At 56.3% G+C, this 25,666-nt stretch carries 21 protein-coding genes; 15 read left to right on the top strand and 6 right to left on the bottom strand.

Annotated elements, in window-relative coordinates; translation table 11 throughout:
* The first annotated feature begins 3 nt into the window (after positions 1-3).
* Entirely contained in the window at positions 4-666 is a 663-nt protein-coding gene (locus tag LCH65_RS03990; RefSeq protein ID WP_003393295.1) for a response regulator, read from the top strand.
* Entirely contained in the window at positions 663-2,030 is a 1,368-nt protein-coding gene (locus LCH65_RS03985; RefSeq protein ID WP_003431077.1) for an ATP-binding protein, read from the top strand. The genes LCH65_RS03990 and LCH65_RS03985 overlap by 4 nt, the downstream gene beginning before the upstream one ends.
* A gap of 39 nt (positions 2,031-2,069) precedes the next feature.
* Here LCH65_RS03985 and LCH65_RS03980 read toward each other — a convergent pair whose 3' ends face one another.
* Positions 2,070-3,305: an ATP-binding protein gene (locus LCH65_RS03980; protein WP_032609191.1), complete on the bottom strand. Its 1,236-nt coding sequence runs from the start codon at positions 3,303-3,305 to the stop codon at positions 2,070-2,072.
* Positions 3,306-3,316: 11 nt separating this feature from the next.
* Positions 3,317-4,006, bottom strand: coding sequence for a response regulator transcription factor (locus tag LCH65_RS03975; RefSeq protein WP_003363397.1), 690 nt, complete (start codon positions 4,004-4,006; stop codon positions 3,317-3,319).
* 216 nt (positions 4,007-4,222) lie between these two features.
* Between LCH65_RS03975 and bamA the strand changes: the two genes are divergently transcribed.
* Complete coding sequence (gene bamA / locus LCH65_RS03970) at positions 4,223-6,595, top strand: outer membrane protein assembly factor BamA (protein WP_226439178.1); 2,373 nt, start codon at positions 4,223-4,225, stop codon at positions 6,593-6,595.
* 119 nt (positions 6,596-6,714) lie between these two features.
* Positions 6,715-7,128 (top strand): hypothetical protein, encoded by a 414-nt coding sequence (locus LCH65_RS03965; RefSeq protein ID WP_003431083.1) that lies wholly within the window; start codon positions 6,715-6,717, stop codon positions 7,126-7,128.
* 19 nt (positions 7,129-7,147) lie between these two features.
* Here the strand turns inward: LCH65_RS03965 and LCH65_RS03960 are convergent, their stop codons facing one another.
* Positions 7,148-8,047 (bottom strand): LysR family transcriptional regulator, encoded by a 900-nt coding sequence (locus LCH65_RS03960; protein WP_122266571.1) that lies wholly within the window; start codon positions 8,045-8,047, stop codon positions 7,148-7,150.
* Between the two features lie 88 nt (positions 8,048-8,135).
* Between LCH65_RS03960 and LCH65_RS03955 the strand changes: the two genes are divergently transcribed.
* Positions 8,136-8,936, top strand: coding sequence for an NAD(P)H-dependent oxidoreductase (locus LCH65_RS03955; protein WP_044309759.1), 801 nt, complete (start codon positions 8,136-8,138; stop codon positions 8,934-8,936).
* A gap of 82 nt (positions 8,937-9,018) precedes the next feature.
* On the opposite strand, the gene LCH65_RS03950 is transcribed toward LCH65_RS03955, so the two are convergent.
* Together LCH65_RS03950 and LCH65_RS03945 are read right to left on the bottom strand one after the other, a co-directional pair.
* Entirely contained in the window at positions 9,019-10,047 is a 1,029-nt protein-coding gene (locus tag LCH65_RS03950; protein WP_096121198.1) for an alpha/beta hydrolase, read from the bottom strand.
* Positions 10,044-11,306, bottom strand: a complete 1,263-nt coding sequence (locus tag LCH65_RS03945) for an MFS transporter (RefSeq protein WP_122266569.1) — start codon at positions 11,304-11,306, stop codon at positions 10,044-10,046. Before LCH65_RS03945 ends, LCH65_RS03950 begins: the two co-directional genes overlap by 4 nt.
* Positions 11,307-11,412: 106 nt before the next feature.
* Between LCH65_RS03945 and LCH65_RS03940 the strand changes: the two genes are divergently transcribed.
* Complete coding sequence (locus tag LCH65_RS03940) at positions 11,413-12,306, top strand: LysR family transcriptional regulator (RefSeq protein WP_003363413.1); 894 nt, start codon at positions 11,413-11,415, stop codon at positions 12,304-12,306.
* A 15-nt stretch (positions 12,307-12,321) separates the two neighbouring features.
* On the opposite strand, the gene LCH65_RS03935 is transcribed toward LCH65_RS03940, so the two are convergent.
* Positions 12,322-13,434: a hypothetical protein gene (locus LCH65_RS03935; RefSeq protein ID WP_226439177.1), complete on the bottom strand. Its 1,113-nt coding sequence runs from the start codon at positions 13,432-13,434 to the stop codon at positions 12,322-12,324.
* Positions 13,435-13,592: 158 nt separating this feature from the next.
* On the opposite strand from LCH65_RS03935, the gene LCH65_RS03930 reads away from it, so the two are divergent.
* The 9 genes from LCH65_RS03930 (at position 13,593) to LCH65_RS03895 (ending at position 25,145) form a co-directional block, all read left to right on the top strand.
* On the top strand, positions 13,593-14,885 hold the full coding sequence (locus LCH65_RS03930) for a mechanosensitive ion channel family protein (RefSeq protein ID WP_096107281.1): 1,293 nt from the start codon (positions 13,593-13,595) through the stop codon (positions 14,883-14,885).
* Between the two features lie 364 nt (positions 14,886-15,249).
* Positions 15,250-16,047 (top strand): hypothetical protein, encoded by a 798-nt coding sequence (locus LCH65_RS03925; protein ID WP_226439176.1) that lies wholly within the window; start codon positions 15,250-15,252, stop codon positions 16,045-16,047.
* A 357-nt stretch (positions 16,048-16,404) separates the two neighbouring features.
* The gene (locus LCH65_RS03920; protein WP_226439175.1) at positions 16,405-18,525 is read left to right on the top strand and encodes an alpha/beta hydrolase domain-containing protein; all 2,121 of its coding nucleotides are present in this window, start codon (positions 16,405-16,407) and stop codon (positions 18,523-18,525) included.
* A gap of 38 nt (positions 18,526-18,563) precedes the next feature.
* Entirely contained in the window at positions 18,564-18,815 is a 252-nt protein-coding gene (locus tag LCH65_RS26310; RefSeq protein WP_345945903.1) for a hypothetical protein, read from the top strand.
* A 218-nt stretch (positions 18,816-19,033) separates the two neighbouring features.
* Complete coding sequence (locus tag LCH65_RS03915) at positions 19,034-19,444, top strand: hypothetical protein (protein WP_057436376.1); 411 nt, start codon at positions 19,034-19,036, stop codon at positions 19,442-19,444.
* 221 nt (positions 19,445-19,665) lie between these two features.
* Positions 19,666-21,096: a protein kinase gene (locus LCH65_RS03910; RefSeq protein ID WP_226439174.1), complete on the top strand. Its 1,431-nt coding sequence runs from the start codon at positions 19,666-19,668 to the stop codon at positions 21,094-21,096.
* Complete coding sequence (locus LCH65_RS03905) at positions 21,086-22,243, top strand: UvrD-helicase domain-containing protein (RefSeq protein WP_057436902.1); 1,158 nt, start codon at positions 21,086-21,088, stop codon at positions 22,241-22,243. Before LCH65_RS03910 ends, LCH65_RS03905 begins: the two co-directional genes overlap by 11 nt.
* A gap of 2 nt (positions 22,244-22,245) precedes the next feature.
* The gene (locus LCH65_RS03900; protein ID WP_226439173.1) at positions 22,246-23,640 is read left to right on the top strand and encodes a hypothetical protein; all 1,395 of its coding nucleotides are present in this window, start codon (positions 22,246-22,248) and stop codon (positions 23,638-23,640) included.
* 374 nt (positions 23,641-24,014) lie between these two features.
* On the top strand, positions 24,015-25,145 hold the full coding sequence (locus LCH65_RS03895) for an SEL1-like repeat protein (protein WP_226439172.1): 1,131 nt from the start codon (positions 24,015-24,017) through the stop codon (positions 25,143-25,145).
* The last annotated feature ends 521 nt before the right edge of the window (positions 25,146-25,666 follow it).

Here is a 25,666-nt window from a genome sequence, read left to right as displayed (position 1 = left end):
ACCATGCGTCTGCTGCTTATCGAAGACGACGTTGCACTGGGCGAAGGCATTCAGCAGGCACTCAGCCGGGAAGGCTACACGGTTGACTGGATAAAGGACGGCAGCAGCGCCCTGCATGCCCTGCTCAGCGAGAGCTTCGATCTGGCCATTCTCGACGTCGGCCTGCCGACGCTGAGTGGTTTTGAAGTGTTGCGTCGACTGCGTCACAGCGGCTCGACGCTGCCGGTCATGATCCTGACCGCACGCGACGCCACCGAAGACCGGATTATCGGCCTGGACAGTGGCGCTGACGATTATCTGGTCAAACCCTTCGATGTGTCCGAGCTGAAAGCCCGCTTGCGGGCCCTGCTACGCCGGAGTGCCGGACGCGCCAAGGTGCTGATCGAACACAACGGCATCCGTCTGGACCCCAGCACGCAACAGGTCAGCTATCACGATGCTGCAGTTGCGCTGACGCCCAAGGAATACCAATTGCTGTATGAATTACTCTCGCCACCAGGCAGGGTCATGACCCGCGAACGGCTGATGCAGCTGCTCTATGGCTGGAACGAAGAGGCCGAAAGCAACACCCTCGAAGTGCACATTCACCATTTGCGCAAAAAGTTTTCCAGCACCCTGATCCGTACCATTCGAGGCGTGGGTTACCTGGTGGAGGAGCGTTCTTGAAGTCGATACGCCGCCGCACACTGACACTGATCATCGGCCTGCTGCTGTGTGGTCTTCTGGTCCTGACGCTGTTCAACGTGCATGACAGCAATCACGAAATCGCAGAAATCTACGATGCCCAGCTGGCGCAGAACGCGAGGCTGCTGGAAGGCGTGATGCGCATGCCCATGGAGCGCAAGGAACACGCGCAGCTCTATCAGGCCTTCAATCAGGCGCTCGCCCAGGCCGAACCGCGTGTGGACGGCCACCCTTACGAGGGCAAGATCGCCTTTCAGGTCTGGGACAAGGACAACAATTCGCTGGTACACACCGCCAGCGCCCCGACCTTCACTCATCCGCCACAGAGCACCGGGTTCAGTGATTTCAATGACATGACCGGCCATCAATGGCGAGCCTTCGTGCTCAGGGACCAACAGCACGGGCTGCTGGTCTGGGTCGGTGAACGCGATGACGTGCGCTCGGATCTGGTCAACCGCATTGTGCGTCACACGGTCTTGCCGAACCTGATCGGCAGTCTGGTGCTGATGATCGCCATCTGGCTGGCGATCCGCTGGGGGCTGAGGCCACTGGCCGATTTCGCCAATACCCTGCGCGGCCGTAACGCCGGTTCTCTGCACCCTCTGCAACTCAACGCCCTGCCCGCTGAGCTGGAGCCCATGCAGGCCGCCCTGAACCGCCTGCTGGGGCAGATTCAGGACCTGCTCAAACGAGAGCGACGCTTCATTGCCGATGCGGCCCACGAAATGCGCACGCCTCTGGCGGTCCTGCGGGTGCACGCGCAAAACGTCCTGGAAGCGCACAACGAAGAGCAGCGGCAACAGTCGCTGGGCTACCTGATCATCGGCGTGGACCGTACGACGCGGCTGGTCAACCAGTTACTGACCATTGCGCGTCTGGAGCCCGGCCCTTCGCCAGCGGGCAAGGTAGCGGTGGATCTGGTCAGCGCCGTGCGCGACAGTCTGGTGCAGCTGACACCGTGGGTGCTGAGCAAGCATCTGGAGCTGTCCTTTGAATGCACTGAAGCCAGCCGCGAAGTCATGGTCGACTTCCCCGCGCTGGACATTGCCTTGCACAACCTGATCACCAATGCCGTCAACTTCTCACCCGAAGGTGGCCAGGTCACGGTGGGGCTGACGTTCAGTGAGCATTGCTTCCGGCTCAACGTCGACGATCAGGGCCCCGGTATCGACGAGCAGGAGCGCGAGCGCTTGTTCGAGCCGTTCTACAGCCGTGGCAACGATCAAGGCGTGGGTCTGGGACTGGCCATCGTGCAGAAAGTCGCGCTATTGATGGGTGGCAACGTGAGCCTCGACAATCGTCCGCAGGGTGGGCTCAGGGCCAGTCTGCAGGCGCCGCTGCGCTGAACATTAAGCAACGCGCCGAGGGACGGTCATCGAGCGCAGTCACGACACCGGCAGCAATACATCGACCACCAGACCGCCGCCCGGCCGATTGCGTGCGGCGATCTGCCCGCCGTGCATTTCGATAGCCCGCAGAGCGATGGCCAGGCCCAGACCAAAGCCCTGCGCGGCATTCTCCGGACCGCGCTCGAAGGGCTGGAAAATCCGTTGCAGACACGCCTCGTCCACACCTGGCCCCTGATCGATGACATTGACCATCAGGCACAGCGGCTGGGCCTGAACGTTGGCGACCACCACCACATCCGTGCCGACCGCCGTGTGGCGAACGGCATTGCGGATCACGTTTTCGAAGGCCCGATAAAGTAATTCGCTGTCGACCTGTGCGACGAAAGATCCGGGAGCCTGCAGCCTGACCCGACACTGCTTCAGTCCGGCCTCGAATTCGGCATCTTCGACGATGGCTGCCAGCAGGCTGATGACATCGACCTGGTCGCGGGTCAGGCTTTCGACATCGCTCTGCATGCGCGCCAAGGTCAGCAATTCTTCGATCAGCGAGTCCATTCGCTCCGATTCGCGCTCGATGCGTTCGAGCATGTCCAGTTGGGTCGGCTCCTGGCGCAGCAGGCCGATGGCGGCACTCATGCGCGTCAGCGGCGAACGCAGCTCATGGGAAATGTCATGCAGCAGTTGTTGCTGGGAGTCGGCCATGACCTTGAGCTGATTGGCCATGCGGTCGCAATCCTCGGCAAGGTCGACGATTTCATCGCGCCGGCGGCCCATATCAGGTTTCACCCGTGTGTCGAATCGGCCTCTGGCGACCTTGCCCATCGCCTCGCGCAATTTAATCAGCGGTGCCACCAGATAGCTGCTGAGAAACCAGCTGAACAGCGCACTCATGACCGTGCCGGTGATCAGCGGATTGAGGTGAGAGGGTTGATCGTCATGGTTGGGGCGCTGGGTAGAGCGGATATGCACAAGTGCGCCTTCGCGTGTGCGCACGGCGAGTTCGAAGCGAGGGTTTTCCAGCGAATCGCCCGCCAGCAGCATCCCCTGGCTGTCGTACAGACCGACCTTGCTGTGACCCTCCGGCTGCCAGGCATCGAGCAACGCCTGCCCTGCGGCAATGCCCGAGCGCTGCAAAATGCGCACTTCGTTGTCGAGCACCGTGCTGAACGAAGGATCGCCACGCCCCGACTGGGTGAACATGAACAGGCCGGCACCGACCATGAAGGTCAGGCTGGTCGCCAGCCAGAACGCCAGGAACAGTTTCCAGAACAACCGGCTCGGCCTCATGGCGTGATCAACATATAGCCCAGATTGCGCACGCTCTGTATCCAGCTCTGGTTATCGTTGCGCGGGCCGAGCTTGTGGCGAATGCTGCTGATGTGCACGTCGATACTGCGATCGTAGCGGGCCAGCGGCCGTCCCAGCGCGTTCATCGACAGGTTCTGTTTGCTGACCAGTTGCCCGGCATGCCGCGCCAGCTCTTCGAGCAGGCAGAACTCGTTGCCGGTCAGTTCAAGCGTCACGCCCTGCCAGCGCGCTTCACGCTTGCCTGGCCAGAGCATCAGCTCTCCGGCCTGAATCACCTCCCGGACCGTCTCGATCACCGGCACCGCACGCACCCGGCGCATGATCGCCCGCAGACGCGCCACCAGCTCACCCGGAGAGCTGGGCTTGGGCACGTAATCGTCGGCGCCCAATTCCAGACCGGAAATACGGTCGATATTGTCGCCGCGGGCGGTCAGCAGAATCACCGGCACCTGGCTTTGCGCACGGATCCGCCGCAGCACCTCAATGCCGGAGATGCGCGGCATCATGATGTCCAGCACGACGATGTCGTGACGCCCGGACAAGGCTTCAACCTCGCCCTCTTCAGCGCTGTTGGTGCAGGTCACGTCGAAGCTTTCACGGGTCAGGTACTGGCTGAGCATTTCCGTCAGTTCCCGATCATCATCGACAAGCAATACGGAAGTCATGGCAGGCCCTTGATTGGTGGTTGCCGATTATCCCGGCACTGCTGCGGCGTGTCAGCCGGGCTCGTTGATCTTTACCTAACCTTACACGGCGTTAACCGTCCCCAACATGCCCTCCCCCTATGCTGCGCAGCCAACAGCGCCCGCCGGACCGGCCCTTTCTGGCGTGTCATCGGCAGCGCTCAAATGCCTTTGTCGCAGCTTTCTGGAAAGGGTTTGATGATTTCTTCGCGTCTGCTTCTATCGTTCTGCCTGTTATTCAGCGTCCCGCTGGTACACGCCGATACTTTTGCCATCTCGGACATCCGCGTCAACGGCCTGCAACGCGTATCTGCCGGCAGCGTATTCGCTGCGCTGCCGCTCAATGTCGGTGATCAGGCCGATGAGCAGCGTCTGGCCGACGCGTCGCGCTCACTGTTCAAGACCGGTTTCTTTCAAGACATCAACGTTGCACGCGATGGCAATGTGCTGGTGATCAATGTAGTCGAACGCCCTTCTATCGCCAGTATCGAGATTGTCGGCAACAAGGTCATCAGCACCGACGACCTGATGAAGGGGCTCAAGCAGTCGGGGCTCAGTGAGGGCGAGATATTCCAGCGCGCCACGCTTGAAGGCGTGCGCAATGAACTGCAATGCCAGTATGTCTCCCAGGGCCGCTACAGTGCCTCGGTCGATACTCAGGCGCTGCCTGCACCACGCAACCGCATTGCCCTGAAAATCACCATCGACGAAGGGACGGTGGCGTCGATCCAGCACATTAACGTGGTCGGCAACACCGTGTTCTCCGATGAACAACTGGCTGATCAGTTTCAGCTCAAGACCAGCAACTGGCTGTCGTTTTTCAAGAACGATGACAAGTACGCCCGCGAAAAACTTTCCGGCGACCTGGAACGACTGCGCTCCTGGTACCTGGACCGCGGCTACATCAACATGGATATCAACTCGACGCAGGTATCGCTGACACCTGACAAGAAAGGCGTGTTCATTACCGTCAACATCACCGAAGGCGACCGGTATACCGTGGGCAGCGTCAAACTGGGCGGCGACCTGAAAGTGCCGAAGGACCAGCTCGAACAACTGATTCTGGTCAAACCGGGTCAGGTGTTTTCACGCAAGGTCATGACTGACACCACCAACCTGATCACTCGTCGTCTGGGCAACGATGGCTACACATTCGCCAACGTCAATGGCGTGCCGAAAGCCAACGAGGCCAATCACACCGTCGATATCAGTTTCGTGGTCGACCCCGGCAAGCGCGCCTACGCCAACCGCATCAACTTTCGCGGCAACACCAAGACCGCCGATGAGGTGCTGCGCCGTGAAATGCGTCAGATGGAAGGCGGCTGGGCCTCGACCTACCTGATCGACCAGTCGAAGGTGCGCCTGGAGCGTCTCGGTTTCTTCAAGGAAGTGAACGTCGAAACACCAGCAGTCCCCGGCACCGACGATCAGGTGGACATCAACTACGCCGTCGAAGAACAGGCCTCGGGCAACATCACCGCCAGCGTGGGCTTTTCGCAAAGCGCCGGGCTGATACTGGGTGGCTCCATCTCGCAGAACAACATCCTCGGCACCGGCAACTTCGCCAGCCTTGGCATGACCCGCTCCGAGTACCAGACCAAGTACAACTTCGCGTTCACCAACCCGTACTTCACGCCTGACGGGGTGAGCCTGGGCTACAACGTTTTCTACAACGCGACCGACTACAGCAAGTACTACGACGATGACGACGAGGTCTCCTACTATTCGCTCAACAGCGTGGGCGCCGGGGTCAACCTCGGCTATCCAATCAGCGAAACATCGCGCCTGACCTACGGGTTGTCGATCCAGCGTGACACCCTCGACGCCGGCAGCTACAGCGCTGACGAGATCTACGACTTCATCGAGCGCGAAGGTGATGCGTTCACCAACCTCAAGGCCAGCGTCGGCTGGTCGGAATCGACCCTCAACAAAGGCGTACTGGCCACCCGCGGTCACTCGCAAAGCCTGACCCTGACCAGCACCGTGCCGGGCAGTGACCTGCAGTTCTACAAACTCGACTACAACGGCCAGACCTTCCTGCCGCTCAGCGACACCACCTCGCTGCGCCTGCATACCAAACTCGGCTACGGCAACGGTTACGGCGACACCGACGGCCTGCCGTTCTACGAAAACTATACGGCGGGCGGCCAGGCCACCGTGCGTGGCTTCAAGGACGGCACGCTGGGGCCACGCAATACCCCCGCCACCGGCACCTACGCCAGTCAGGGGCAGATCTACTATTCCGACCGCGACACCGAAGCCCTGGGCGGCAACATCCTGATCACCGGCGGCATGGAATACCTGTTCCCGATGCCCTTCGTCAAAGACCAGAAATCCCTGCGCACCTCGCTGTTCTGGGACTTCGGCACGGTTTACGCGGACAAGTGCTACCTGACCACCACGCAGAACTGCGGCAACATCAATATCGACCAGATGGCCAGTTCGGTCGGCGTCGGCGTGACCTGGTACTCGCCGCTCGGCCCCCTGAGCTTCGACCTCGCCGTGCCGATCAAAAAGCCCGAAGACGCCGAGACCCAAGTGTTCCAGTTCTCGCTGGGCCAGACCTTTTGAGGCGGACCTTTTACAGCATGAACAAGGCGGTCTTTACCCAGCATTACCTGGCCCGGACCGCGCTTTACATCCCGTCGTTGAATACTGCCTGCACTACTCATCAGGTCAGGAGTCGTTACATGAGCCGCGAAGTCAGACAGATCACCCCCGATGTGCAGGAAATCATCCAGCACGCCTTGCGCTCGCTGCTGGGCAAAGGCTTCGTCATCGCGCTGTTCGGCAGCGAGGATGCAACCGGGGCCATGCACTACCACCTGCGTATCGACCACGACGCCACGGGGCTGGGCATCGAGCATCACGACAACGTCGAAGACGGTTTCATCGACGATATCTTCATGCTCGCCACCCGCATGAAAGCCATGCTCAAGCACCGCGAAACCCTGTCTCGCATGCACGGCGGCAGCCAGGCGACGGGGCAGGTCCGGCTGCTGACCTGGATCACCGAGGACAACAGCCAGACAGTCATGCAAACCGCCGAGGCTGCGGGGCGCGAGTGTTTGAGTGCGTTACGCGAACGCAGGTTGCGGGCTTGAATCATGAGCGCCGCACGGCTCAATCAATGGCCGAAGCGATCAGTTCTCGTAACCACATATGAGCCGGATCACGGTGCAAACGCTCAGGCCACAGCATGAGCATTTCAAACCCGGGAATCGAAAGCGGCGGTTCCTGAACCACGAGCGTCAGCTGGGCGCGCACCAGCCGTTCGGGCACCACTGCAACCAGGTCGCTGCTGGTCAGTGCAGACACCAGCGAGCCGAAATGCGGCGCCGACAACACGACCCGTCTGCTTAACCCCTGCGCCGCCAGGGCCTGATCGGTGCTTCCGGCGAACCCGCCGCCGTTGGGAGACATGACCGCATGCTCCAGCTCACAGAAACGTGTCAGCGATACGGGCTGCGCAAAATCCGGATGATCATGCCGGGCAGCAAGCACATAACGTTCATGGATCAACGACCGCTGACGCAGCTTGGGCGGCGCCTCATCGCGGGTGTGCAACGCCAGATCCAGTCGACCGCTTTCGAGATCCGCGGCAAGGCTGACCGGGTGCTTGTTCAACAGGGCCAGACGCGTACCCGGAGCACTGCTGCGCAACCTGCCGAGCGACGGCCATATCAACGCGATGGTCGCGTAGTCGCTGGCGGCCACGCGCCAGGTGTGATCGGCCTTTGCCGGATCGAAATCCCGGCCGGGCAGCAAAGCGGACTCCAGCGCTGCAAGCGCCTGCCTGAGCGGTTCGCGCAGTTGTTCAGCCCGCGCAGTCGGGGTCATGCCCCGCGGCCCCGGCAACAGCAATGGATCATCCAGTACCTGCCTCAGCCTGCCCAATTGCAGGCTGACCGTCGGCTGAGTCAGGTTCAGCCGATGCGCCGCGCGGGTCACGTTCTGCTCCGAGAGCAATGCATCCAGCGTGATCAGCAAATTGAGGTCGATACGCCGCAAGGTATTGTTCATGCACATACCCAGTGTTTGGGAGATTGATTTCCAGCATACCCGATCGAGTCTGTAGCGTTGCCTCATGACAGACAAACCGGAGCCCCTCATGAACGTACTTATTGTCTACGCCCACCCCGAACCGCGCTCGCTGAATGGGTCGTTGAAAGACTTCGCAGTCGATCATCTGCAGAGCAAAGGCCATCAGGTGCAGGTGTCCGACCTTTACCAGATGGGCTGGAAGGCGACAATCGACGCCAACGATGCACCTGGCCTTGAGAGCAGCAGCCGCTTTGACCCTGCCCTTGAGTCGCAACGCGTATTTGCCGCCGGTATTCAACCGCCGGACATCGAGGCCGAACAGGCCAGATTGCTCTGGGCAGACGCCGTCATATTTCAGTTTCCGCTCTGGTGGTTTTCGATGCCGGCAATCATGAAAGGCTGGATAGAGCGGGTGTACGCCTGTGGCTTCGCCTACGGCGTGGGCGAGCACAGCGACCAGCACTGGGGTGATCGATACGGTGAGGGAACGCTGGCAGGCAAGCGCGCCATGCTGACGGTGACCATGGGCGGCTGGGAGTCCCACTACAGCGAGCGTGGCGTAAACGGAGCGCTGAACGACGTGCTCTTTCCTATCCAGCACGGCATCCTGTTCTATCCAGGCTTCGAGGTGCTCGCGCCCTTCCCCGTGTACCGGGCAGGCAAAGTGGACAGCGCAACATTTGCCCGCATTTGCGCCGATTACGGCAACCGCCTGGATACCCTGTTCACCCTTGAGCCCTTGCCGTTTCGCAGGCAGAACGACGGTGACTACGAGATCCCGGCGCTGACATTGCGTCCTCATCTTGCAGCGGGTCGGCAGGGGCTGGACATTCACCTTCGTGATGAGGATGAGCCTGCGGATCTTTAGACAGATTTGAAACCACCAGTGACCGATAACAAAAAAGCCCTGCTTGTGCAGGGCCTTTTCATGCGTAGCGCTTTCAGGCGGATTACTTCAGGTTGTTCTTGAAAAACTCGCCCAGCTTGTCGAACGGGATCAGATCGACCCGATCGTAAAGATCCACATGCCCGGCCTCTGGCACGATGATCAATTGCTTGGGCTGGCCGGCCAGTTTGTACGCTTCCTCGCTGAACTCCAGCGAGTGCGCCTTTGAACCGGCGATGAACAACATCGGGCGTGGCGAGATGGTCGCGATGTCGTTGAACGGATAGAAGTTCATGAACTTGATGTTGCTGGTCAGCGTCGGGTGAGTGGTCAGTTCGGCGGACTGGCCTTCAGGCGTGAACTCGCCCCGTGGCGTGCGATAGAAATCATAGAACTCGCGTTCGATCGGGCCGGATGTGTCAGTCAGTTTGTGTACGGTGCCGCTGGTGTACGCCGTATCACCGCCGCTGTATTCCACGTCGCGCTGCAGTGCCGCCTGCTCGATGATCTTCTTGCGCTGCGCCAGCGTCTGCGAATGTTTCAGGCCGTTGCGATTGGCGGCGCCCATGTCATACATGCTCACCGTGGCGATGGCTTTCATGCGCGGGTCGATCTTCGCGGCACTGATGACAAAGCTGCCGCTGCCGCAAATCCCCAGCACGCCGATTCGTTTTTTGTCCACGAAGGTCTGCGTGCTCAGGAAGTCCACTGCGGCGCTGAAGTCTTCGGCGTAGATATCCGGTGAAACGGCGTTACGCGGCAGGCCTTCGCTCTCGCCCCAGAACGACAGGTCCAGCGACAAGGTGACAAACCCCTGCTCGGCCAGTTTCTGCGCGTAGAGATTGGCGCTTTGCTCCTTCACCGCCCCCATCGGATGGCCGACGATGATTGCCGGAGCTTTAACGTTCGGGTTCGAGCCTTTGGGTATAAACAGGTTGCCCGCGACTTTCATCTTGTACTGGTTGTTGAACAGCACTTTTTGCGCAACGACCTTGTCGCTTGTGTAGAAATTATCGGCACCGTGAGACATGTCTGCTCCTGTCGCAGCGTATGAGCTGATTAAAAGCCCAAGCATCAAAAGAATCTTTTTCATGGCGTGTTACCTCGTTGAGAAATTGACCCGCGTTTATCTGCCCGGCTCTGACCGGTGTTGCTTTCCTGCAGAGACGCGTTGTCGCGTGCCGTCCAGGCCAGCGCGGCCGAACACGCCAGTAACACGCCACCGAATGCGAACGGGCTCCACCAACCGAGGCTGTCGAACAGCGCGCCGCCGATACCGGCCCCGGCGGTGATCGCCAATTGAATGGTCGCCACCATCAGGCCGCCGCCCGCCTCGGCATCGTCGGGTAGCGTGCGGCTCAACCACAGGCCCCAGGCGACCGGCGCAGGTGTGGCAATCAGCCCCCAGACGGCAAGCACAATGGCGACGGACTGAGGTGAATGGCCCAGGCCGGTCAGCGCCACGGCCAGCACCGCCATCAGCAACGGAATGGCGATCAGGCAGGCATACAGGCCTGTGTGCAGCAGCCTGCCGATCAGGTAGGTGCCGACCAGCCCGCTGGCCCCCAGCGCCAAAAGCATCAGGGACAACGTGTTGACGCTGACCCCGGTGATCTCTTCCAGAAACGGGCGCAGGTAGGTGAAGACGGCGAACTGGCCCATGAACAGCAACAGGATCGCGCTCATGCCGACGGCCACTTGCGGGTTGCGCAGCAGGCGAAAAGGATTGCGTGCCCGGTTGTTCGGCTGGCTGCGCATGGCCGGCAGGCTCAGCCACTGCCAGGCAAACGCCAGCGCCGCGAGCGGGATGACCAGGAAAAACGCGCCGCGCCAGCCGATGTACTGGCCCATGAAGCTGCCCAATGGCGCGGCGACCGTCGCCGCCAGCGCATTGCCGCCGTTGATCAGTGCCAGGCCCTTGGCGACCGATTGCTTCGGCACCAACTTCATCACGGTAGCGGTCGACATCGACCAGAAACCGCCAATGGCAATCCCGAGCAATGCACGGCCTGTCATGAACAACCAGCCGTTGGAGGCCAGCGTGACGATCACGCCAGACACCAGCAGCAACAGGCTGAAGCCCAGCAGGACAGGCTTGCGATCCAGATGTCCGGTCAGCGGCGTGTTCAGCAGACTGGTCAGCACGGCAAAAAAGCCGGAGATCGAAATCGCCTGCCCTGCCTGCCCCTGGCTGATACCGAGGTCCTGCGCGATGGGTGTCAGCAGGCTGACCGGCATGAACTCTGACGCAATCAGCACCACCACACACAGCGCCATCGAGAACACGGCGCCCCAGGCTGGCGGATGAGTGGTTATTTCGGACTGCTTCAGAGTTGAATCAAATGCTTGCATGCGTCCTGACCTGGCGACGTTAAAAATGAGTCGGCACAGGTTAGGGCAAAGGTATTAGGATGATTAGACACCACAATTTATACGCGCTTGTGAGAAGGATTCAGTAATGAGCACACCCAAACTCAATGATCTGCAAGCCTTCCTGCAGGTGGCACGCGATCAGAGCTTTACCAAGGCCGCGACCAGACTGGGCGTTACGCCTTCAGCCCTGAGCCACACCATGAGGGGCCTTGAAGAGCGCATGGGCCTGCGCCTGCTGGCGAGAACCACCCGCAACGTGGCCCCGACCGAGGCTGGCGAACGGCTGATGCGCTCGATCGGGCCGCTGCTGGATCAGATTGCCGCAGAAGTCGAAGTGCTGGGCGAACTGCGCGACAAACCCGCCGGCACCATTCGCATTACCTGCTCCGATGACGCCGCAGAAGGCATCATCCGCCCGATGCTTGCAGGGTTTCTGGCGCAGTACCCGGATATTCAGATCGAGATCTGCATCGACTACGGCTTCACCAATATTGTCAGCGAACGTTTCGATGCGGGCATCCGTCTGGGGGAGTCCATCAGTAAGGACATGATTGCCGTGCGCCTGGGGCCTGACTGGCGCTTGTCAGTGGTCGGCTCGCCGGCCTACTTCGAGCGACATCCCGTCCCGCTGCAGCCTCAGGACCTGACTCAACACACCTGCATCAACATCCGCCACTCGCCAAACGGCAGTTGCTACGCCTGGGAGTTCGAGAAGGACAGCCGCAAGCTCAACCTTCGAGTCAACGGGCAATTCACGTCGAACAGCATGATCCATGTGCTCAACGCCGCACTGGACGGCGTGGGCCTGGCCTACGTGCCGGACTCCATGGCCGAACCGCACATCGCCAGCGGCCGCCTGAAAGAAGTGCTGGTCGACTGGAGCCCTTACTTCGAAGGCTTTCACTTGTACTACCCGAACCGGCGACAGGCGTCGCCGGCGTTCAGCGCGTTTGTCGAGGCGGTGAGGTATCGGGGCTAGCACCCCGCCGCCTGATTACTGCGCGGCTTTCAACGCATCCGCGACCTTGTTCAGCGAACCTTGAGCAGGCTCGGCAAGCAGTTTCAGCTCGGTGGTTTTGCCACGCACCACCACTTGCATGGCGGTGGGCGCACCCTTTGCGTCACCCACGATCCGGTAAGCGGTGTCGCCGCGCACGAAGCTCAATACATGACTGGCAGCGTCGTACTTCAGTTGCTCACCTTCAGCCTGGGGAAACAGCAGCCCGACCTGATTCTTGCTGTCCACGGCTGCGTAGAAGACCGGGCTTGCGTCCCCTGAACGGAACAACACAATGCGCTTGCCGGACGGCGCAAGCCTGAACGACAGGAGAATCTCACGCTGCTGGTCTTCCTCCCAGACGATGCTGGTGGTGTGCGTCATCTTGCCATTCTGATTGCGACTGACTGTTTCAGTCGGCAGTCCCGACCCGCCGGTATGGTCAAGGACCGTCTGCGTTTCCAGAACCGGCTCGCCATTACGGATGCTGTACGTAGACATCTGGTGCCAGCAGCAACCGTCCTTGGTCATGGTCTCGATCTTGCGGGTTTTGTCATCCACGCTGAACAGGCCGCAGTTGTTTTGCGCCAGTTGGGTAAACGAATCGCTGTGCCGGAAACCATCGGCCGTGCCGAGAAAGACCTGATAAGAGGGGCCGTGATAGCAACTGTTCTGCCCGTCCATCAAGGCCAGGTCCTTGATGCCATCGAAGTTGAAATCCTGATAGATCAGTACGCTCTGTTCGCCATAGGGCAACTCGTGCACGTTGGTTTTGACCTTGCCGGTTTTCGGGTCAGTGCCAAGCACCAGCTCATCGGACTGCACGCGGATCAAAGCCGCACCGCTGGCCTTGTCGTACACGTTGATCACGCCGGGACGAAACACATCGTCCTTGGCGGAAATATCCAGCGTCGCACGGTATTTATCGGAAAAGTCCTGCAGGGCGTAGTTCTCCCTGGGGGAGCCCGCGAACCCTGCAGCGTCCATTTCACCGTAGGTCGGTAACGCGCCGGCGGCACTGACCAGTGTCGAAGAGGCCAGGCCGACCAGTACCCACAAGGCCTGCAACCAGAGACGTGACGCACAGCGTTGAACGATGGATAGGTGCAAGACGCAACTCCTTTGATAATGAGCGACGAGTCTACTTCAGCGATCGATACAATTTGAAATCATTGCCCAACGTACACTTCGTGCTCACGGGCCGCCCTGTCCGACCCGGTAAATGTTCTAATCACGCCCCCTCTTCGCTTAACGGGCCCGATGCTTTTATGGATATTCACTCGCTTTGGCTCAAGACCCAGGAAATCTGGGACATGCTCGATCAGCATCCGTGGGTACGCACCGGGCTGGCGCTGATCCTGTTGCTGACCGCCGCACTGGTGCTTGGCCGCGTGGCGCGCTTTCTGGTGTTGTACGCCGTCAGGATGCTCGGCCGTCAGCCGTCCCTGCACTGGGTCAACGACTTCCGCCACAACAAGGTCTTTCACCGACTGGCGCAGATGGTGCCGTCACTGGTCATTCAGTTCGGCCTCACGCTGGTCCCGGGCCTGAGCACTGCGGGCCGCAACGTGATCGGCAACATCGCCATGGCGTTCACCATCCTGTTCATGACATTAGCCATCGGCACCCTGCTCAATGCCCTGCTGGACATCTACGCGCGCACCGAACACGCCCGCACGCGCTCCATCAAGGGTTACGTGCAACTGTCGAAGATGATCCTCTACGTCTTCGCCGGGATCATCATCGTCGCCACCCTGATCGACCGTTCGCCCCTGCTACTGCTGTCCGGCCTCGGCGCCATGTCGGCGGTCATCCTGTTGGTCTACAAGGACACCCTGCTCTCCTTCGTCGCCAGTGTGCAACTGACCAGCAACGACATGCTGCGCGTCGGCGACTGGATCGAAATGCCGCAGGTCGGCGCGGACGGCGACGTGGTGGACATCACCCTGCACACCGTCAAGGTGCAGAACTTCGACAAAACCATCGTCTCCATCCCGACCTGGCGTCTGATGTCCGAGTCGTTCCGCAACTGGCGCGGCATGCAGCAATCAGGCGGACGGCGCATCAAACGCAGCCTGTTCATCGACGCCAGCGGCGTGCGCTTCGTGCGCGACGATGAAGAACAGCAACTCATGCAAATCCACCTGCTCACCGACTACATCGGTCGCAAACAGGCCGAACTGCTCGCCTGGAACCAGGCACAAGGCAACGTCGCACAAATGTCCGCCAACCGCCGGCGCATGACCAACATCGGCACCTTCCGCGCCTACGCCCTGGCGTATCTGAAGAGCCACGTCGACATCAACCCGAACATGACCTGCATGGTTCGCCAGCTCGAACCCACCTCCCAGGGCATCCCGCTGGAAATCTACTGCTTCACGCGCACGACGGTGTGGGTGGAGTACGAGCGGATACAGGGGGATATTTTCGATTATCTGATTACGGTGATGCCGGAGTTCGGGTTGAGTTTGTATCAGCAGCCGAGTGGAGCGGATATGCGGGTGGGGTTGAGGGGGGAGACTGTGAGTCAAGTCACAGCTGACTGGGTGCGGGAGCGTTGAGGCTGGGATTTTAAGGTGTCTGGAATGGGGTCATGGTAAATGAAGCCGGAAATCAACTCCGGTGAGAAAATCGCTAGGTACTGATAGATGTCGCACTTCTTCTGGTGATTTCAATTGCAAGGCGGCGGGCCGAAGGCTTGATCGATTCTGTGGCAATATTGAGGCCTGTGGTTCGCTCGGGTAACCAACTGTGCATTCGGTCAGTGGGTACACTTTAAAAGCCTACCGCGCTCTTGAGTTTGAGGTACGGCTTTGCGTGTCCATCAAACACCTGAATCTGGTAACACTCTCGCCTGAAGGATATCCAGAATCATTAGACCTAAATGGCGACTCAGCGAGGGCAGCCCAAAGAGCTTCAATGTGAGTGCACATTTTGAAAGACAGCCAAAAGTTCTATGTCGGATGGGATGTCGGGGGCTGTAATTGCGACAGGAATCCAGCAAGCCGGGATGCATTGGTGATTCTTGACTCAGCCAGAGAGTTGGTCGGTGTTCCTTGGAGGGGGAATTTGCGCAACACCCTTAATGAGGCAACCAGCTCCAAAATTCTGGCCATCAAGATCCTTGAATTGTGCCAAGTGAAAATTGATCTCGAAAATTCGTTCAGGTTGCTATTCGCGATTGATACGCCACTTGGATTCTCCAAGGCATTTACTGACCTGATTGTTTCCAGGGTTGCTGCCGGCCAAATTCTTTCCTCATCAGCGAACCCCTACCTACACAGAGAAACAGAGCGGTTTCTTTTTGAACGAGGGCTGTCGCCGTTGTCTCCCATAAAGGACATGATTGGAAGTCAGGCCACAAAGGGAATTCATTTCCTGGCCCGTTTTGCACCAGATCTCGCGAGTTGCGGACTCTGGACAGATGGCCGTTACATTCAGGCAATTGAGGCCTACCCTTCCGCATGCAAACGATCAGCCTGCATTAGCGACATGCGCCGGCCTTTCTACGAAAATTCTGATGGCAGTGTCCCAATTGAAAAGCTCAAGGCCCGTCGTGAGTTTTATCACGTGGATCTGGAGGACGCGCTGACATGTGCGCTGGTTGGTTGGTCATTTGAGAGTCAACCAGACTTACTCGTGCATCCAACGCCAGCCATAGATCAGTCTGAAGGTTGGATTTTTGTACCCTGTGATGGACTGAGAAGCCTGGAGCATGCCTAACTGTCTTTGCAGGTTTTGTGCAGTCGACATCTTTAGGTTTGCAAGCCCAATGATAAGTTTTTATTGAGCGCCCTGAGATGTTGATCGTCAACGTGTCTGCGGCCCATGTCTGGCTCCTCACCAAATACGAATTACATCAGCTCCAGCGCGCAACTCTGAAATACGCCATGGCTACATTCCTCACATAGCCACTGACCACCTAAATGCTGGAGTTGGCAAGCAATGCTCTCGGAACACTGACGAATTCATCATAACCGAGCTAGCTACGGGCTATGCTTGAAGCCCTTCGATCTGTACAAGCATTGCTATCAGAGCATCAAAAGCCATCTATAAAAAAATGAAAAATCGAGGGTAAAGATGAATCGCCTATTTCATGCTGCAGCGTTGGCAAGCTCCATGATGATCGTTGCAGCACCCGCCCAAGCCCGAATTACACAATTGGAGATCCTGCGGACCGAGCCCGCTTTCGGAGGCGAAAGCTTGGGGAATACAGGTACTTACGAACGCGTCTTTGCGCGCGCTCATGGTGAGTTAGACCCAGGAGCTTCTGGAAACAAGATTATTCAAGACATCGAACTTGCGCCCCGTAACGGTCGTGGGATGGTTGAATACACGACTGATGTTGCAATCCTGCGTCCCGCTGACGTGGCCAAATCGAATGACATCCTTCTATTTGATGTGCCAAATCGAGGCTCCAAGCGCGCGATGTTATTGTTCAACGCTGATATGCGGGGTAGTCCAGCAGCGTTCAACAACTTCGAAGTCGCTGGGGACGGTTTTCTACAGCGCCAGGGTACGACGCTGATCGCGTTTGCCTGGCAGGGTGACGTTGCGCCGGGTGACAACCGCATGATGGTGCAACTGCCGACGGCCATAAATGCTGATGGGTCGCCGGTAACAGGTGTGGTGCGCAGTGAGTTGACCACGCTTTCACCGACCGTCAGCCTTAACCTGTCCGCAGGTTGGTTCACCTCCACGCCGCCTCATACGAGCTACAAATCGGTTGAAACCGACAATACCAAAGTGCTCGCAGATGGCTTTCGTCCGACGTCGACAGTGCGTTCGCGGGCAAATGCGCCCAGACAGGAAATTCCAGTGGATGACTGGAGGTTTGGCGATTGCAATACGCCAAGCGAAACCCAGATATGCCTACCCGCTGGTTTTCAGCCCGGTAAGCTTTACGAGCTGATTTACCGGGCCAAGGAGCCGGCGGTAATGGGCATAGGTTTTGCTATTGCACGGGATGTTGGTGCGTTTTTCCAGCAGGCTGAGCATGACGATGCCGGTGTGCCCAACCCTGTAGTGCATGGGCCTAAGGTCAAGTCGATTATCACTGGCTCATCACAATCAGGGCGATTCATTCGCAGCATGATCGCGCTGGGGTTCAACCGTAGCGAGGAAGGTCATCGGGTCTATGATGGTGCGATGCCGCATATCGGTGGCGGCCTGATGCCGCTCAACATCCGGTTTGCTCAGCCTGGCCGGGCGTGGGGCCAGCAGGTCGATCATGACTACCCTGCTTACGATTTTCCGTTTACCTATGGCCGGGAAACCGATCCGATTACCGGACGCTCGCAGGGTTTGCTGGATCGCTGCAACGATAACAACACCTGCCCTCTGATATTCCACATGGCAACGGCCCTTGAACTTTGGGAGGGACGTCAGTCGCTTGGCCTTACCGATCCACTCGGCTTGCGCGATACACCTGAACCGGAAAACGTCCGCACTTTTATTATGGCAAGTACTCAGCATGCACCGCCGTCTTTGCCACTCCCGGCTAATCCACCCTTTGGGCTTTGCCAGGTCCAATCAAATCCAAATCCACACACCTGGACAATGCGCGCAGCGTTCATCAACCTCGTTGGCTGGGTTCGTGACGAGACAACACCCCCCGCTTCGATAAAGCCTTCTGTGGCGGACGGCACCCTCGTGCCGGCGGACAGGGTCAGTTTCCCGCTCATCCCCGCGACCAATTATGGCGGCGTCACGCGCCCCGCGCCCCGCTATACCGGTGCCGTCAATAGCCTGCAAGTGCTTGATTTTGGACCTGGTTTTCGTCCCGAAGACAGCTCTGGCATTCTCACAAACGAGCCGCCGAAATCGGGTGTTGGCAGTTACGGCCTCCTGGTACCTCAAGTGGATGCAGACGGAATTGATGTGGGTGGCGTTCGGGATGTGTATTTGGGCGCTCCCATCGGAACTTACACGGGTTGGAATACCTTCCGCCCCGAGTTTTTTGATGGTGGCTTTTGTAACTTTCAAGGCAGCTTCCTCCCGTTTGCCGCGACGAAGAACGAGCGAATCGTGGCCGGAGATCCCCGCCTTTCCCTCGAGGAACGCTACCCCACGAAGGAGGCTTATGTGTCTGCAGTGAGTAAAGCTGCCGACACGCTGGTTGAAGCGCGGATGCTACTTCCTGCGGACCGTGAGCGGCTGGTAGAGGAAGCTCAGGAAAAAGGTGTGCGTGTAGGGCCTTGAGCAGAGGTGACCAATTGACCACTACAAAGGAGGAATACATGGACTTTCGGTTTCAGATTGCTTCTGATGTGATCAGGGATGGTCTCGGGATTGAACTCATCGACGCAAATGGGCAGGTGTGTGCAGAGGTGTTCCGATGTGATGCTAACAACACTTTAACCATCTCGTTGTTCACCGAGGATTTGCCGTATGTGCAGGTTGAGGAGCTAGTGTTACGTGCACGGAAAACATTAAGCTCCTATGAGGATGGAACACCTTTGCCTCCCCCTTTCACCCACAAATGTGTTTAACACACAGGAACTTGGCTATCACCGCACCATGGGCACCCTCGATTCTACTCCTGCTGACCGGCCGCATTGGGTCGAAAGACGTCTTTCGGTAAAGACATCGGAACGTCGCTAGGCCCCGCGCGGACCGGGTAGCAGCGTGGAGATGGGAATTTCCTGAGTCGTTGCGCGTTTGATAGGTCATCGTCATTCTGGAAGCGACGATTTTTTAGGAGATTAAAGTGGACATTGACCGTCTGTTAAAAAAGCGGCAACTGAACGTGCAAGAGCAAAATGCTCTTGTGGCCCACAGACTCATGGTAACCGCCAAAGCTTGGTTGGCCAGAGGGATTCCCCTAGCCTTAAAAAACTATGGCGAGTCGAAAGGCATTAGATGGTCAGAAACCGTAGTACTGGATCTTGAAGTCGACTTTCCCGGTATGCCCAGCCTTTATGGTCTTTTGCTCACTCACGCAGAGCGGTTCATAGAGTTTGAAATTGATACCGATGACACTCATAGGTACGTGGAATCGGTGAGTCAATGGGAGGATGTTTCTGCTAATCAGGACTACGCGCCCCACAAGCGCGGTACTGGAAAGGGCTTCGCAGCAATTGCTCTTCAGGTGAGGCGCGAACTCCTATGCGGCTTGTAGGTGTGAATCACAGAAGCTGAGATTCCATTGTTGATCGGAAGCCGCTTTTCGCCGATTTCTTCCGGCAACTGGTGTCCCCATTGGGTAGACTCGTGCCGGTCACGAGCGAAAAAGAGAGCGTAAAGACGTAGCGTTCACCTGGCGATGATGGCAATCTGGCTCGCGACGAAACCAGTCGCCCGACTGGCAGGCGTGACCACCGGCACCTAAAGGAGTTAGGTATGCCAGATTTGTCTCAAGAAAAAATAGCCGAGTTACAGACGAAGCTTGAATCGTATTTAACTGGTCGTGGAATAGCTGGTAAAGCCACATTTCTTGCAGCAGGCGGCTCAGCAGCAGTTTTCAAGGCTGTGGCGCCCGAAGGAATGCGAGCGTTTAAGGTGTTCGATCCTAGGTTCATCAATGCCGAAGAGGGGTCGAAGGAGAGGGAACGTCTCGATTTGCAGAAAAGGCTAATAAATCAAAACTGCGAGAATTTGGTTCAAACGTACGATATTCAGTACCATGAAGATACTGCGATCGTGGAAATGGAATTCGTGGAGTGGCCTCAACTCAAGGATGTTCTTAAGGATATTCCAGATGCCTGCGTCGAGTCTCTAATTATCCAGCTAATTAGTGCTGTACGATTTCTCGAAGATTATGGAATTGTCCATAGGGATATCAAACCGGAGAACATACATGTATCCGAAGACTTCGCTAAATTAAAGCTGCTTGATTTAGGTGTTGTGAGGGAATTTGATCCTGGGCCTGATGCTGCTGAGACTGACCAAGGTAACCTGAGACCGTTCCTCGCAACGGCTCAGTACAGCTCCCCCGAGTACCTATTCAGGCTTGATGAACCATCCGTCGCGTTATGGCAAGGCCTGAATCTATATCAGGTTGGCGCGGTGTTGCATGACCTGATCATGAAAGAGCCTGTATTCCGAGCAGAAATGGAAACGGGAAATAGATGGCTTGTAGCTAAAGCCGTTCTGCTACAACCACCGAGCTTCAAGGATGCAGATTCGATACGCTTGGCTTACCTCAAAGGGCTAGCGGCAAAATGTCTAGTCAAAGACTTGTCAGTCCGCCTCTCCCTAGTTAACTGGGATGATTTCAACGCTTCTGAAGCCGCATCGGGATTGGCTGCGTTGAAGCAGCGGGTAAGAGCAAGACCCGCGTCGCAGCCTGAACATGAAAAGAAAATTAAATTCCAGCGTGAAGCACATCAAACTGCCTTGAACGAGAAGGTAAGGCTGCTACTGATTTCAGCTTGCGGCACTGATTTGCCTCTTGAGTGCGGCATCTCGTATTTTGATGGCCATTGGGTAGCATCTTTCCAATTTGATTGTTCCAAAACTATTAAAGTTGCTGTGCACATGATGGTGCATTGGCAGGAAGAGCTGTACGCTACCACGGCGAATGTGCTTTTAGCGGGGCGGATCATAAGCGCGGGTATGGATTCCAATCTTGACTCATATAAGTTTAAGGTCGTTGGTACGACAACAATCGAACCCGGTGGAGGGACCAATGCAGCCGCTATTGTCGAGGATATTTCGATTGTTGTGAGCGAAGGCTTGACTCTGTTTGATAGTTTTAATGCGGTTGGCGGCGATGTAAAAGATCTTATGAATAGGGATTTAAGTATAAGGGACGTTGCGGATGAACAATAATTGGTGGCGCAGCAAAAAAGAGATGGACCAAGCCCAGAAGAATTTTATTGGTCTGCCTGTTGAGGGGCGGTATCTGCTTTCTGGGCCTCCGGGCTCCGGGAAGACAAATTTGCTGCTACTGCGAGCCGAAGTGATGGTGGGCAGTGGTGAGAAGGACATTCTGTTTATTACTTACACTCGCTCGCTGGCAGATTTCATCCGTAGCGGGGCCGTTAATAAAGGTTTTGTTAAGCCGGAACAAATCAGAACTTTTCACTCTTGGGCGGCAGAGTACGTAAAACTAAATCTTCGCCAAAGTTTAGGTTGGGCCGAAGGCGACTTTGATGATGATGCCAGGGCCGCAGCTCTTGAGCAGCTGGTTGCTGCCAATGCTTCTAGACAGTCAGAGAAGATGTACAGCGCCATTTTTGTGGACGAGGCACAAGATCTTTCTATCGGTGAGTTAAAGGCATTACTTGAACTTTCTGACAAGGTTTGTGTTTGCGGCGATAATAGGCAAGGAATTTATCATCAAGACGGTATGGATATAGCCGATAAGATTGGACTGGAGTCCCACACGCTGACGAAGCATTTCCGGATAGGACAGGAAATCGCTAAGGTTGCAGACAGACTCATGCCTCCTCCTAAAGGAGGTGCGTCACTAGAGTCCACTTGTAATTATGATCCGACGCTTCAAGGTGCTTCGAGTGCGGTGCTGCATACTTTCGCCACACGGCAGGAGCAGCTTGAGGAAATGCATAAAATCATAGCAGTCCAGCTGGATGCTTTTCCCGGCGAGGCGATAGGCATATTCTGTCCGACGCAAGAAGATAGGCTGGAGGTCAGAAACTATTTTTTGAGCACTGATCTCGCTGATCGCGTTTGCACGCATGGAGTAGACCAAGGTGCGACTTTTGCCGGTGATGCATTAATACACATCATGACCCTTCATGCTTCGAAGGGAACGGAGTTTAGAGGTGTTCACATCTATGGTGCAGAAGGGTTGCGTAAATTTCCCTTGCGACGGACTACGTTAAGCTATACAGGCGTCACACGGGCTAAAACAGCGTTAAACGTTTATAAAACTGGCGACACAACACCCAAGATGGAAAGCGCTTTCGCCAAACCTACCCTGTTTGGTCTTGATAACTTATTTCCGGATGACTGAAAATGACAGATCTTAGATACTTATTTTCGTCTAGGGATGATCTCCCGGATGCATTGTTTTCGATGCTGGGGGCGAGTTTTAAGACCGAAAGCTCATACGAGCTATTTTCAGAGGGCGGGCGAGGAGCGGTGCTCGGTTTTTCAAGCAAAAGCTTGGAGCTTGGTTATGCTTCTCCAGCGCTGGTTATTCTGCCAGAGGGCAAGACCTCTGAGCTTTTTTCTTGGCTCAAGACCTATGCGGCCGAGACCTATCCCCTGAGCCAATTTGGCAGAGTTGTGAGCATTGATGACTTCCGGTCAGTGGAGAGGGTTAAAGACTCTAGTAATGTGTTTTGGAAGCGACCTGATCGCTGGTCGTCGGTTATTTTAGGTGAAATCCTAGCGCAGAGTGACTCTGATCCGGTTGTTTCATCCCTGCCGTTGTCGAGAGCGAATGCTACCTTCAGTTTTGCAGTCGCCAAATCGGCGGTTGCCCATCGCAGTGATTTGGTTTCAGAAGAGTGCATACGTCGGCTTCGAGTTCTTTCGGAGGATAAGCGGTTCTTAGATAGATCGCTATCGTTAACAGATATCATTCCAATTTGGGAAAGGGTTGGCACTGGATGGGATGAATCCGCAGGACTTCCACAACTCCTGAGTCTAATACAAGTATCGCAGTCCAAGGATCTGTTCGAGCCTCCGTATGCCGCTGCACGTAATAAAGTATTTGAAGAGCTGTTGAGTGATTCGGTAGAGCAGAGAGTGCTTGCTTTTAGAAGTTTCGTGAATGTTCAAACTTCTGTAGAGCGCCATCAAACGGAGCCCTTCGCCGATGCTTTTGAAATAGCTTTGGCGGCATTCTTAGTCGGCAGGGGCACATCTCATGTCTTTTTACTTAAGGATATGGCACGTAAGTACCCTTCTGTTTATGTCTGGTTCGGGCTCTTTGCAGGACTTACCGGACCGGTTTGTTGGGACGTGGCATGGGCAAGGACGGCAAAAGGAATAGAAAAGACCCTTAGTGCGCATTTCTCTTGGGCCGAACCTCCTTCGTGCGATATTTCATGGCCAGAATACTCGTGGGTAACATCAACAGATAATGAAAAACTCATTGCTGAGATACCTAAGCAGCTGCCTAAAGTTTTAATCATAGAAATTTTCCCAGGAGCGACATGCCAGCTTCGGCTAAAGGCATCCAATCCAGTTCAAAAAGATCGGGTGGCTTCGTCTGAGCGGGTCGCTGACAGCGCATCATTTCCGCAATCTGATCTAGTTTATGCATTCGTAAAGGAGTTTATCAGGTTGTCGGACAAGACCAAGTTGGATCTTGGCGCAGTTTTGGGTCAGGATGTCGTCAGTTCTGAAACTTTAACGCCCTCTAAAAGAAATAAACGTACAACAAGCAAAATAGTGAAATAGTGAAATAGTAGGCCATATAGCACGGCGGACCTTATCCCCTTCTGGGAGGGGCCCCGCCGTAGCTGGCGTAGTTCGGCTTGCGGGGGGATTTCGACGAGGGCTCGGATGGCGACCGTTAGACGCCAATGATCTTGAGGCTGCTCACGTACTTAAGACCTTCAAGCACTGGCACACCATCGCCGGTCGCTTTGAGTCAGAAGCCTATTGGTTAGTGAATGGAACGAACGACGTTAAGGTCTGAATTTACGAGACCCAACAGAACTTTCCGCTTGTGGCCGATTGCTGCCTGTCGTGACTGGCAGCAATCGGCCAAGAGCGGACGTTTATAGAAAGCGCTCATAAGCTTCGATAAACTCCACGTCTACGTTTCAAGGATGGATTTGAAATTGCGCCGGTTTTTAGTTGCTCTATACCTTTGCATTGCTGCATTTCTTTTTGTCACCCTCAGCATTACTTTCTGGCGTAGCCCATATAGCCTCACTGTGTTGATCGCCTCAGCCTATGAAGATGGGCTCGTCGTTGGCAAAAATCCTGGCAAAGCCATGATTTGGTATTCACGCGCCGCAGAAAATGGCGATCCTGTTGCTCAGTATAAGCTCGGCCTCATTCATTTCTATGGACGTGGTGTTGATATTGATCGAGCCAAAGGCCTTCAGTGGGTAACTGAGTCGGCCGAACGAGGGAACGCTGATGCCGAGTATTTTATGGGCACCGCAATCACTGCGGGGGTAGCGACTGAGACAGATTTTGGCCAAGCGGCGAGGTGGTTCAGCAAGGCCGCAGAGCAAGGTCATGTTAAAGCTCAACAAAAGCTCGCTTCCCTTTATTTCAACGGCGGCGGCGTTGAAAAAGACGATCAGGAAGCTTTCAAATGGGCCAGCAGGGCAAGTGCTCAAGGCGATGCGGAGGCCAAACTACTTCTGGCTACACTGTATTTCTATGGCAAAGGTACTCAGGTAGATCCTCAACACGCAGTGAAACTGCTCACCGAAGCGGCCAACTCCGGGAACAGCCTTGCATACGAAATGTTGGGAGCGTCCACTCTACATGGCACTGGTGTTCCCAAAAATCCTTCCGCAGCATTGCAATGGTATACCCGTGCTGCCGAGGAAGGCAGGGTTAACGCTCAATTCGTCCTTGGCTACCTATACAGCAGTGGCGGTGATGTCGCGTTCAATTACTCACTGGCGAACCATTGGTTTTTAAAGGCCGCAAAACAAGGAAGCGCGCCCGCGATTGTCGCACTCGCCTTTCATCTCGATAATGGGCAGGGTTTCGAACGTAACAAGGTCAAGGCGTGCGGGCTATTGCGTGTGGCGCTGAAACACGAGCTACCAAACAATATGGCAGACGACCTCCGCGTGCAGCTTAAAGAGGAAGAAAAAGCGCTTTCGGCGCAGCAACTGGCTGACGTATCTGTCTGGGAAGCCCTTTATTCGAGCCCTAAGGGTTTAAGCGAACTAGAAGGTGATGTCACGGATGTTACTACTCAACCCAACTCGTGAATGCCGCTGATGCTTGAAACACTTGGAAAGCTCTCAGAGGACACAAAAGCCTCTTTCAACAGACTCAGCAGCCAGCTTTAGCCAGTCAGCCTTCTAATGGGCATTTTTCGTTGCTGCGGGTTCCAGTTCAACGCTGGTCTCTTTGGTTTGAGCTTTTACTAGCTGATTTTTATAACGATTCATTTTTTACTCAGCGTGTAATCAGTTCTCTTTAGCTGATTATATGCAGGATGCCCAAGGTCCGCTTCTGGTATGTCGTCTCCCAAGTTTACGAAAACGATTTCTTTAGGCACCTGAAGGCCAGCAGTGATTGGGAGGGATCGTCGGGGAGGGGCTACTATCGACCCAAAGCGTTCATTAAAAGCAGGCCTGACCAAAAGAGAGTTCGAAGGTCAGACCTTCCTAGCCTAGTCGCCGCTACCCATCAGAATCGATATTTTCCCATGACCCTGAATATCGAAAGAGAAATCCTAGAATACTGGGTACACAGGATGGCCTCTGGTTAGCCAAGATGAAGTTAT

The sequence above is a fragment of the Pseudomonas sp. MWU16-30316 genome (assembly GCF_020515645.1).
Taxonomy (GTDB): domain Bacteria; phylum Pseudomonadota; class Gammaproteobacteria; order Pseudomonadales; family Pseudomonadaceae; genus Aquipseudomonas; species Aquipseudomonas cerasi.
Note: the sequence above shows the minus strand (reverse complement) of the source record. Positions and strands in the feature narration are given on the sequence as shown.

Excerpts from the sequence above, each read along its gene's own strand:
- LCH65_RS03990 (WP_003393295.1), top strand. The coding sequence starts at position 4 with ATGCGTCTGCTGCTTATCGAAGACGACGTTGCACTGGGCGAAGGCATT.
- LCH65_RS03975 (WP_003363397.1), bottom strand. The coding sequence starts at position 4,006 with ATGACTTCCGTATTGCTTGTCGATGATGATCGGGAACTGACGGAAATG.
- bamA (WP_226439178.1), top strand. The coding sequence starts at position 4,223 with ATGATTTCTTCGCGTCTGCTTCTATCGTTCTGCCTGTTATTCAGCGTC.
- LCH65_RS03965 (WP_003431083.1), top strand. The coding sequence starts at position 6,715 with ATGAGCCGCGAAGTCAGACAGATCACCCCCGATGTGCAGGAAATCATC.
- LCH65_RS03960 (WP_122266571.1), bottom strand. The coding sequence starts at position 8,047 with ATGAACAATACCTTGCGGCGTATCGACCTCAATTTGCTGATCACGCTG.
- LCH65_RS03955 (WP_044309759.1), top strand. The coding sequence starts at position 8,136 with ATGAACGTACTTATTGTCTACGCCCACCCCGAACCGCGCTCGCTGAAT.
- LCH65_RS03950 (WP_096121198.1), bottom strand. The coding sequence starts at position 10,047 with ATGAAAAAGATTCTTTTGATGCTTGGGCTTTTAATCAGCTCATACGCT.
- LCH65_RS03945 (WP_122266569.1), bottom strand. The coding sequence starts at position 11,306 with ATGCAAGCATTTGATTCAACTCTGAAGCAGTCCGAAATAACCACTCAT.
- LCH65_RS03940 (WP_003363413.1), top strand. The coding sequence starts at position 11,413 with ATGAGCACACCCAAACTCAATGATCTGCAAGCCTTCCTGCAGGTGGCA.
- LCH65_RS03930 (WP_096107281.1), top strand. The coding sequence starts at position 13,593 with ATGGATATTCACTCGCTTTGGCTCAAGACCCAGGAAATCTGGGACATG.
- LCH65_RS03920 (WP_226439175.1), top strand. The coding sequence starts at position 16,405 with ATGAATCGCCTATTTCATGCTGCAGCGTTGGCAAGCTCCATGATGATC.
- LCH65_RS26310 (WP_345945903.1), top strand. The coding sequence starts at position 18,564 with ATGGACTTTCGGTTTCAGATTGCTTCTGATGTGATCAGGGATGGTCTC.
- LCH65_RS03910 (WP_226439174.1), top strand. The coding sequence starts at position 19,666 with ATGCCAGATTTGTCTCAAGAAAAAATAGCCGAGTTACAGACGAAGCTT.
- LCH65_RS03905 (WP_057436902.1), top strand. The coding sequence starts at position 21,086 with ATGAACAATAATTGGTGGCGCAGCAAAAAAGAGATGGACCAAGCCCAG.
- LCH65_RS03900 (WP_226439173.1), top strand. The coding sequence starts at position 22,246 with ATGACAGATCTTAGATACTTATTTTCGTCTAGGGATGATCTCCCGGAT.
- LCH65_RS03895 (WP_226439172.1), top strand. The coding sequence starts at position 24,015 with ATGGATTTGAAATTGCGCCGGTTTTTAGTTGCTCTATACCTTTGCATT.